General features: G+C 53.5%; 9 protein-coding genes, 2 tRNA genes and 1 riboswitch. Of the genes, 5 read left to right on the plus strand and 6 right to left on the minus strand.

Going from position 1 to position 8,036, the window contains the following annotated elements; translation table 11 throughout:
* Positions 1–14 precede the first annotated feature (14 nt).
* Positions 15–911: a thiamine phosphate synthase gene (gene thiE, locus HHJ17_RS05360; RefSeq protein ID WP_296505195.1), complete on the plus strand. Its 897-nt coding sequence runs from the start codon at positions 15–17 to the stop codon at positions 909–911.
* On the opposite strand, the gene thiD is transcribed toward thiE (HHJ17_RS05360), so the two are convergent.
* From thiD to thiM, 3 genes are read right to left on the minus strand one after another with little or no spacing between them, the layout of a single operon-like run.
* Positions 895–1,740, minus strand: a complete 846-nt coding sequence (gene thiD, locus HHJ17_RS05365) for a bifunctional hydroxymethylpyrimidine kinase/phosphomethylpyrimidine kinase (RefSeq protein ID WP_296501970.1) — start codon at positions 1,738–1,740, stop codon at positions 895–897. The genes thiE (HHJ17_RS05360) and thiD overlap by 17 nt on opposite strands.
* 42 nt (positions 1,741–1,782) lie before the next feature.
* A complete protein-coding gene (gene thiE / locus HHJ17_RS05370) occupies positions 1,783–2,442 on the minus strand; it encodes a thiamine phosphate synthase (RefSeq protein ID WP_296501968.1) in 660 nt (219 codons plus the stop codon).
* Positions 2,436–3,278 (minus strand): hydroxyethylthiazole kinase, encoded by an 843-nt coding sequence (thiM, locus tag HHJ17_RS05375; RefSeq protein ID WP_296501967.1) that lies wholly within the window; start codon positions 3,276–3,278, stop codon positions 2,436–2,438. Before thiM ends, thiE (HHJ17_RS05370) begins: the two co-directional genes overlap by 7 nt.
* Positions 3,279–3,314: 36 nt before the next feature.
* Positions 3,315–3,409, minus strand: a riboswitch (TPP riboswitch).
* 115 nt (positions 3,410–3,524) lie between these two features.
* On the opposite strand from thiM, the gene HHJ17_RS05380 reads away from it, so the two are divergent.
* The 4 genes from HHJ17_RS05380 to HHJ17_RS05395 all read left to right on the plus strand — a co-directional run bounded on the left by HHJ17_RS05380 (position 3,525) and on the right by HHJ17_RS05395 (position 4,442).
* A tRNA-Asn gene (locus HHJ17_RS05380) sits at positions 3,525–3,600 on the plus strand.
* Positions 3,601–3,653: 53 nt separating this feature from the next.
* Positions 3,654–3,729: transfer RNA gene (locus HHJ17_RS05385), tRNA-Asn, on the plus strand.
* A 103-nt stretch (positions 3,730–3,832) separates the two neighbouring features.
* Positions 3,833–4,177, plus strand: coding sequence for a hypothetical protein (locus tag HHJ17_RS05390; protein WP_296505183.1), 345 nt, complete (start codon positions 3,833–3,835; stop codon positions 4,175–4,177).
* Between the two features lie 10 nt (positions 4,178–4,187).
* The gene (locus tag HHJ17_RS05395; RefSeq protein WP_296505185.1) at positions 4,188–4,442 is read left to right on the plus strand and encodes a hypothetical protein; all 255 of its coding nucleotides are present in this window, start codon (positions 4,188–4,190) and stop codon (positions 4,440–4,442) included.
* 111 nt (positions 4,443–4,553) lie between these two features.
* Here the strand turns inward: HHJ17_RS05395 and HHJ17_RS05400 are convergent, their stop codons facing one another.
* The 3 genes from HHJ17_RS05400 to HHJ17_RS05410 all read right to left on the minus strand — a co-directional run bounded on the left by HHJ17_RS05400 (position 4,554) and on the right by HHJ17_RS05410 (position 7,803).
* On the minus strand, positions 4,554–4,709 hold the full coding sequence (locus HHJ17_RS05400) for a DUF3096 domain-containing protein (RefSeq protein WP_296505186.1): 156 nt from the start codon (positions 4,707–4,709) through the stop codon (positions 4,554–4,556).
* Between the two features lie 83 nt (positions 4,710–4,792).
* Positions 4,793–5,887 (minus strand): PD-(D/E)XK motif protein, encoded by a 1,095-nt coding sequence (locus HHJ17_RS05405; RefSeq protein ID WP_296505188.1) that lies wholly within the window; start codon positions 5,885–5,887, stop codon positions 4,793–4,795.
* 8 nt (positions 5,888–5,895) lie between these two features.
* A complete protein-coding gene (locus HHJ17_RS05410; RefSeq protein WP_296505189.1) occupies positions 5,896–7,803 on the minus strand; it encodes a Z1 domain-containing protein in 1,908 nt (635 codons plus the stop codon).
* Positions 7,804–8,036: the final 233 nt, after the last annotated feature.

An 8,036-nucleotide genomic window follows, 5' to 3' on the forward strand; every position in this document is an offset into this window, starting at 1 on the left:
GCAGGTCCATGCACATGATCACGCACAACCTCATGGTGAACGCCATCATCGCGGCCCATCCAGGCCTGGCGCTGACGGCTGACACCACCCAGCCGGAAGTCTTCCATAGCGACGCCCCGGTTTACCGCGCCGCCAAACAGGCCTGCCTGGCCCTGGGCTTCATCGAGCCTGACGCCGAATGCCTGGCCAACGCGTGGCAAGCCATGACCGAACGCACCGGCCACGTCAACGCCAGCGCCTGGCCGGACGATCCTGCCGACTTCGGCATGCGACCGTGGCCACGGCAAGATGCGTTCGCCGCTTGTCCCCACAAACTGGGTTTGTATGCGGTGCTGCCTGATGCGGCGTGGGTGGCGCGCATGGCGCGGGCCGGTGTGCCGACGGTGCAACTGCGCTTCAAGTCGGACGACACGCGGGCCATTGAACGGGAGGTCAGCGCTGCCGTGCAAGCCGTGCAAGGGACGGACGCCTTGCTCTTTATCAACGACCATTGGCAAGCGGCTATTGCCGCAGGCGCATATGGCGTGCATTTGGGGCAGGAAGACCTTGAACTGGCGGATTTGCAAGCCATCCGTGCCGCCGGGTTACGTCTGGGTCTGAGCAGTCATGGCTATGCCGAGATGCTGCGTGCCGACCGCTTCAGTCCCAGCTACCTGGCCATGGGGGCCGTATTTCCCACCACCCTCAAGCGCATGGTGACCGCCCCACAGGGCACGGGACGACTGAGTGCCTATGCCCGCCTGATGCGCGACTGTCCACTGGTCGCCATCGGCGGCATTGACCACAGCACACTGCCGGATGTACTCGTCAGCGGCGTGGGCTCGGTGGCCGTGGTGCGTGCCTTGGTCGCCGCTGAGCAGCCGGAGGCCATGGCAGCCAGCCTGCAAGCGGCGATCAACGCAGCGGTATAAGTCGCATCGCGACTGGGGCATGGCCGTGGTTCAGCGGACCACTGCCCTTGCCAGTGCGCACCTGTGCGCCAGCCTGCAAAGCCTCCCGTACAAAGGCACGGGCGTGCTGCACGGCCTCCACCAGCGAAGCACCCAAGGCCAGATGCGCCGCCATGGCACTGGAGAGCGTGCAGCCGGTGCCGTGGGTGTTGGGACTGTGAATGCGCGGCGCCTGCATCCAGAATTTTTCGCCACTCTTCATCACCAGCAAATCGATGACGGTGTCGCCCGGCAAATGGCCGCCTTTGATCAATACGGCACGCGCGCCTTTGTCCAGCAGGGTAAGTGCGGCCTGCTCCATATCTTGGGAAGTGGTTAAAGCTCGCCCCACCAGCAACGCGGCCTCATCCAGGTTGGGGGTAATCACCGTTGCACGCGGAAACAGCTCGCGCACCAACACATCCAAAGCTGTGTTGTCGATTAAAACCGCACCACTGGTAGCGACCATCACGGGGTCGAACACCACATTTGTCATTGCATACCGGTCAATCGCCTCGGCTACCGTCAGCACAATCTCCGGCGAGTGCAGCATGCCAATCTTGACGGCATCGGCGCCAATGTCTTCCATCACGGCATCAATCTGGTCGCGCAGCATCTGCGGCGGTACAGCGTGAATGGCGCGCACGCCGCAGGTGTTTTGCGCCGTGAGCGCGGTGATGGCGGTCATACCGAAGCAACCCAGCGCCGAAAAGGTTTTCAGATCGGCCTGTATGCCTGCACCGCCGCCGCTGTCCGAGCCGGCAATGGAAAGGACTCTAGGGTACTCAAATTTGAAAGAATCAACAGTCATCAATTTATCCTTGCGTAACGGGTCTGGTGAGAGTTTGAAATTTCATTGCGCGTCAATGAGTTTTCTAAGCGCCGCCGCCGCCGCGCAGGGGTCTTGCGCCGCACAGAGCGCGCTGACCACCGCCAGGCCGTCGGCCCCGGCCAACAACACAGCCCGCGCATTAGCGGCATGAATACCACCAATGGCCACCAGCGGCAAAGCGGTCGCGGACCGCACTTGACGCAAGCCCTCCAATCCCCAAGGTTTTTGGGTATCGATTTTGGTCGGCGTGGCGTGAATTGGGCTCACCCCGAGATAGTCCACCGGAAGCGAGGCACTGCGGGCAACATCTTCCATTGTCTCCACCGACCATCCGATGAACACCTCCGGCGGCAACAGTTGACGCGCCTGCAATACATGCATATCACTCTGTCCCAGATGCACGCCTTGTGCGCCACAAGCCAGCGCCACGTCAATCCGGTCATTGATCACCAGTGGAATGTCATGGGGGGCCAGCAACGCTTTCAACATCATTGCCTGGGCCAAGAAATCGCGGGTGTTGAGCTGCTTCTCGCGCAACTGAACACAGGTCACGCCCCCCTGCACCGCAGCCGCCACCACATCCATCAGCGTGCGCTCCCCGGCGCTGGACTGGTCGGTGACCAGATACAAGCGCAGGGCCTGCCGGGGCAGGCCCTGCGTCGAACGAATCGCGTTTACCACTCGGCGACTTCCAGCTTCAAGCGCTGCTCAAACGTGCCCGCATCCAGCAGCTGCAAGCCATCCAGCAAGGCCATCTGCATGCTGCCCACCCCGCAAGCACGCGCGATCACTTTTTCAGCGGCCACTTCGCCGACAACGCCCAGATAAGCCATGGCGGCGACCGTGGCCCGCCAGGCATCGGACTGAACCGCACAAAAAGCGCCAATGAGCGCCGTTGCAGAGCAACCCACCCCGGTGATACGGGTCATCCACTCATGTCCATTGGAGAGGCGTGCCCAACGACGATTGGCATCCAGTATGTGATCCGTTTGTCCGCTAACGCAGACAACGCCCTGGGTCCGCTGCGCAAGCGCCTGGGCTGCGCCCAGCGCATCGCTGACCACCGCACTGCTGTCCACGCCACGGGTTTGCACCGCCACGCCGGCCACGCCGGCCACGCTCATGATTTCCGAAGCGTTGCCCCGCACCACCGTCGGCAAAGCCGCCTTCAAGAGAAGCTCAATGCTCGCGTTTCGGTACGCCGTGGCGCCCGCGCCCACCGGGTCCAGCACCACCGGAATGCCTCGCTTGGAGGCCGCGATCAACGCCAACCGCATGCTTTCGATCCAATAGGGATCCAGCGTGCCAATATTGAGTACCAGCGCCTGGGCAATACCCACCATGTCAGCCACTTCCTCGTGGGCATGCGCCATCACCGGGGAAGCGCCGCAGGCCAGCAGCGTGTTGGCGTTGAAATTGATGACCACCAAATTCGTGATGTTGTGCACCAGTGGGGAGCGCTCGCGCACGGCGATCACATCGGACCAAAGATCAGCAAAAGAGAGTTGTGTGGCCATGTAATTCCCAAATTAGTAAGACATGGGCCAGACAGGCGACAGAGGAAGAAGCTTCCCTCCGCTGGAACGACCCAGATCAGGTTCAAAGAGTATGTCTCAGTCACCCGAAGGCGACACCTCTAGCAATTGTGAATTATCCGGGAATTCATGTCTGAACAAATGATTGATTTTTGGCAAGCTTTTGATACGAATCGTTATAAGCGGGCAAAGAGAGCGAAACAAAGCACGCTATAATTTAAAGCTTATTCCTCGATAGCTCAGTTGGTAGAGCGCCGGACTGTTAATCCGTAGGTCCCTGGTTCGAGCCCAGGTCGAGGAGCCAAAATTTCAGCTTTATTTAAAAGACCTTCTTCACAAGGTCTTTATTTTTAATATTCCTCGATAGCTCAGTTGGTAGAGCGCCGGACTGTTAATCCGTAGGTCCCTGGTTCGAGCCCAGGTCGAGGAGCCAAATATAGTAATGTATCAAGTACTTAGGTCTTACGACTTAGGTGCTTTTTTCATTTCTGGGTTGAGCTAAACAACTCTTTAGGTTCTGCATTGGTTCGGTGGTGGTGGATTCAGAAGTATGTCCCACCGCTGCCGATGGCTTGGACCGCTCAGCTTTGGCGGGTCGCCCCGCTAAACTAAAACACATTCAATTACCGAAAGAAAACATGTTTGATAAAAGCGGCCAATGGATTTACCTTGAAACGTTCGAAGATTTTGACAATGGCCTGTCAGACCTGATCGAACTCTGGTCAAGTACAGCTACCCAAGCGGTCAAAGAATCAGCACTCGCTCACTTTAAAGAAAACTTGGAGGGTGCCATGCTTAATTGGGCTGACAACCGAGCCAAGTTGAAAAAATACACAGCCATTGGTAAAGAGTTGGCTGAGTTTGAAGAAGCACTGAAGTAAGGCTCACCCAATGGAATCCACAAATGAAGCGATCGCTTGGGAGGCATTGAAAAGTCTTGGCGACACAGCTTTGGCGCGCGGTGGAATTCAAGGCGTTCTTCAGATGTTTGTCAGCGTGCTCACGTCAGCAGAACAAGTGGCGCGAGAAAGTGATGATGCAGGCCATCCTGAAGAGATGATTTCGGATGCTATATCCACCTGGATCACGTCGACTTATGTCCCTGAAATGCAGCAAGAGCTTTCAAACGGACCGGGTACAGCATAGGGTCCCATTACGTTGCAATCGGGGTATCCGCAGGATTGCTCTGCACCCCATTGGGGCTCTGCATTGGTTCGGTAGTGGCAATCAGACGAATTTCATCAATTTGCTGGAACACTATTTAAGGTGAAGCGCCCCGAAGCCAAACATACCAATGAGTCCGATTGCGATCAGATAGATGGCCACAATGAAGTTCAAGAGCTTTGGCACGAGCAATATAAGAACCCCTGCAATGAGCGAGATCAGGGGCGTCAGATCAATGTGAATATTCATGAGATTTCCGAAGTTGTTGAGTCACAACAGTAACTTTGAAACTTGAACCTGTGACTCAATGGAAGAAGTGCCACGGCTACATTTCACTTGACTAGTTTTTTAGCCAACGTAAAGAGGTCGTTTTGAGGATTTAGTTCGCCAGAGATGCGCTCTGGTAATTCAACGCTAAATCTCACGCTGTCAAACACCACATGGCTTCGACGCTTGATGTCGCTGCGCCTCAATATTTGCACCGCCTCGTCGTTCATATCGTAAACACGTATAAAACCATGTTGCCAACTGGACTGATATTGGGACCAAGTTTGCATTTCGTCATGGATGTACCCGTGGCCAGCGTCACTTCCGTAGCAAGACAATTTTGATAAAAACAGACTCTGGAGTTCCGAACGTTCAGTGCTCGCTGGATTGCATCCAAGCCACTTAAGAATTACTTCTACCTGGCTCGGCAATGTAATACCGATAACGTTGCCGTCAGTCTTCGGCGAAGGCTTAAATCCAAGGCTTAGCAGATCAAGTTGCTCTAGCGGCTCACTGGATTCAGAGCGTCTAGGGTCAACTTGCATGGGGCTATTTATGTGGTGTACCGATCTATCACCCCGCGTAGATTTAACCTCCACTGCGGCATTGCCAAAGACGAAATCACGCGATGCTTGCTCGTGCCCACGCCACGCATTCACCGCCAATGCTCTCTGTGTTGAATTTGAAGCGACGCTGAGTAGCACTTCAAGAAACCTCAATTCACCTATCAGGCCGAGAAGCTCATCTTCGCTCAATGCGGTTCTCCGTAGAATCATCTCAAGGAGGGGTTCCGTTTGTGAGAACCCATTTTGAAGAGACGCTATGACACCTTTGCGGAAAAGCTCTTCCGCCAAAAAGGCCGTCGCTGCGGTGAAATGCTCTTCGGCTGGCAATACCAATCGGTTTGCTTTAAACACATCACCTGTAGTCCGAGTCCATTGATCAAATCGTAAATATCGCCTTACCAATGGCGAACTCGCCCTTAATTCCTCGCCACAAAGGAATAACTCGATGTTGCCGCCTATCTGTCTTGAGAATCCAATCGTGTGGCTAGCTTCGCACCAATGTACCTCACGCTCATTTTCAAACTTTGGAAACGGCAACTCTTCCGCAAGTCGCAACAAATTTTCAAACGATGTAGTGTAATTATTTTTCAACATTGATCCTCTTAAGAACCTGGCCTTAGCGCTGCAATATGGTCGGGACCGCCCAAAGGTAGTGCGAGGCCCACGGTAACAGCGTCTTGTTTCCCATCAATACCACGAATTACATGGAATAGGACCAATCCAGGAGAACCTCTTTTTCTCCAGATTGGTTCCCCTTCGGTTCGAGTAGGAGGAGTACCACTATGAACGTGATAGTCGAACAGTTGATCTCCGAGATAGGCATCATCACCGTGTCCAGGATTCCTACTACCCCAAGTAGAAACAAGCACGCCATCCCGAGACCCGCGATCCATCCGAAGTATTCCTTCAGCAGCCAGACGAGGGTCGTCACATTTTCCAGCAGAGCCGTATCTGATGCCAATATAGAATTTTGGTGCAGACGCAGCGTATTCTTTTAAATTGATCATGGACCATGGAGTAATTCGGTCATCAGTGGGAATAATTCCTCTAGCCTTCCTGCTTAGTAATGCACTCCACAGTCGCAAATAAGCACCAACACTGTATGGGCAAGAAGGCGGACTAACAATTTCTGCTCCGCCCAAAATATGACTAGGCGGACGGAACAAAGGAGCCTCAGGAAAAGTCAACCCGTTCTGCGCTTCCAATGCTCTCCAACGCTTGTGATTTTCTCCTTCGGGATTTGGTGAGTGACTTGAATACCTAAACGACTCAAGCAGTTCAGCAACTTGGACCAAACTCAGTTGACGTTGCATGGATTTTCCGCGCAACGTATTTCCAACGACCACGTCGAACCATGTGTTACTTTCTAACAGCCTCGCCAAGACGCCAGTGTTGTTTGAGGAAAATGCTGATGTCTCAATAACTCTGATAAATGGATCTGCACCTGGACAAAGTGGCAATGCCCTCAAATTTGCAATTTTTCCTGTGGCGCGAAAACCAAGTCCTTGTAAAACAGTCGGCTTGGGTGCAATACCTGGATTAGCATTCATTTCACCCAGAATTTCTTTGCGCAATGCTTCATCACCCTCGTGGTAAGCAAGAAATAAGTGATACTGGTCCGTGAACAAGAAAACTCTGCACATGTTTAGGTAGGTTCCTCGATAACCGAACCAACGCTGCATCTGCATTTGAGTATCTGACGCTGGTTCGTCCGCACTACGTAGAAAGATCGTCGTAGTCAATCCCTCTAGAGTAATGCCACGGGACATAACGTTTCCAGAGACAAAAATCGTGAAAATGTCTTTAGCTGCAACAAATAGATCATCGCCAACTTTCTCAGGCTCAAACTGTGGCCTTTCGTCGGCCCTTGGATTGCTATTTATCACCGTCAATCGCGTATGGGGAAAGACCTCATTCTTGAGTAGCCGCTTAATTTCAGGCCAATCTGCATCATCCACTTTGGAACTCAAATTACCATTCGGTAAAAATGAAAGCGAATGCCGCGTTTCATCGAAAAGAGTTAACCATTTTCGCCATTTGCCATCCTCAGCTTCCAGGCGATTTAGAAGTCCTTGAACACTCATGATGGATTGACTACTATAGTCAATGTCATCTGCCACGCTCTGAATAACATCAGACAAAAATTCCTGTGTCCAATCGATAACTTCTCGCGCTGCTGTAAAGTGAGTATCAATACGAGCAGACGGATGAAAAAGCATCGTGTGCGGTTTGGGCGACCTCAATCGAACTCTTTTTTCCGTATCAGACGCTGCATTGCGAGCGTCACAAAGACTTCGTTTAGACAAAAATAGACGAACAGCACCGCTGACAAAATATGACCGAAGTGCATCTCCTAGCAAATCGCTACGCTCCTTCTCCACTCGAAATCCAAAATCTACCAGAGACTCATTGGGTTCTTGCAACGGAAAATCGCGAGTAATACAGGGAGCACCTTGCAATCCAGTAAGGCGCCTGTAAAACAATTCACCTCCCGTGTAGTAACTACTCAAGCCGAGCGGCTCAGTGAAGGTGGAGTCTCTCGGCGGTTCTATTGATCCAGAATCTAGTGGCACCCGCAGAGCGGCGACAAAATCCGTTGGACTCAATGGGTTGTGGTCAGACCCCTGATGGCCACCCAAATTCCCCCACTTGTGGCCACCTCAAATTCCCCCACCCCGAGCGCAGCGAGATGACGGGTTAAATCCCGCTGTTTCACAGCCTCGGTCAGTACCAGGCAGGACGT

Source organism: Rhodoferax sp. (genome assembly GCF_012927445.1).
Classification (GTDB): Bacteria; Pseudomonadota; Gammaproteobacteria; order Burkholderiales; family Burkholderiaceae_C; genus Rhodoferax.

Coding starts and splice junctions, on each gene's coding strand:
- HHJ17_RS05405 (WP_296505188.1), bottom strand. CDS start 5,887: ATGTTGAAAAATAATTACACTACATCGTTTGAAAATTTGTTGCGACTT.
- thiE (WP_296505195.1), top strand. CDS start 15: ATGATCACGCACAACCTCATGGTGAACGCCATCATCGCGGCCCATCCA.
- thiD (WP_296501970.1), bottom strand. CDS start 1,740: ATGACTGTTGATTCTTTCAAATTTGAGTACCCTAGAGTCCTTTCCATT.
- thiM (WP_296501967.1), bottom strand. CDS start 3,278: ATGGCCACACAACTCTCTTTTGCTGATCTTTGGTCCGATGTGATCGCC.
- HHJ17_RS05400 (WP_296505186.1), bottom strand. CDS start 4,709: ATGAATATTCACATTGATCTGACGCCCCTGATCTCGCTCATTGCAGGG.
- HHJ17_RS05395 (WP_296505185.1), top strand. CDS start 4,188: ATGGAATCCACAAATGAAGCGATCGCTTGGGAGGCATTGAAAAGTCTT.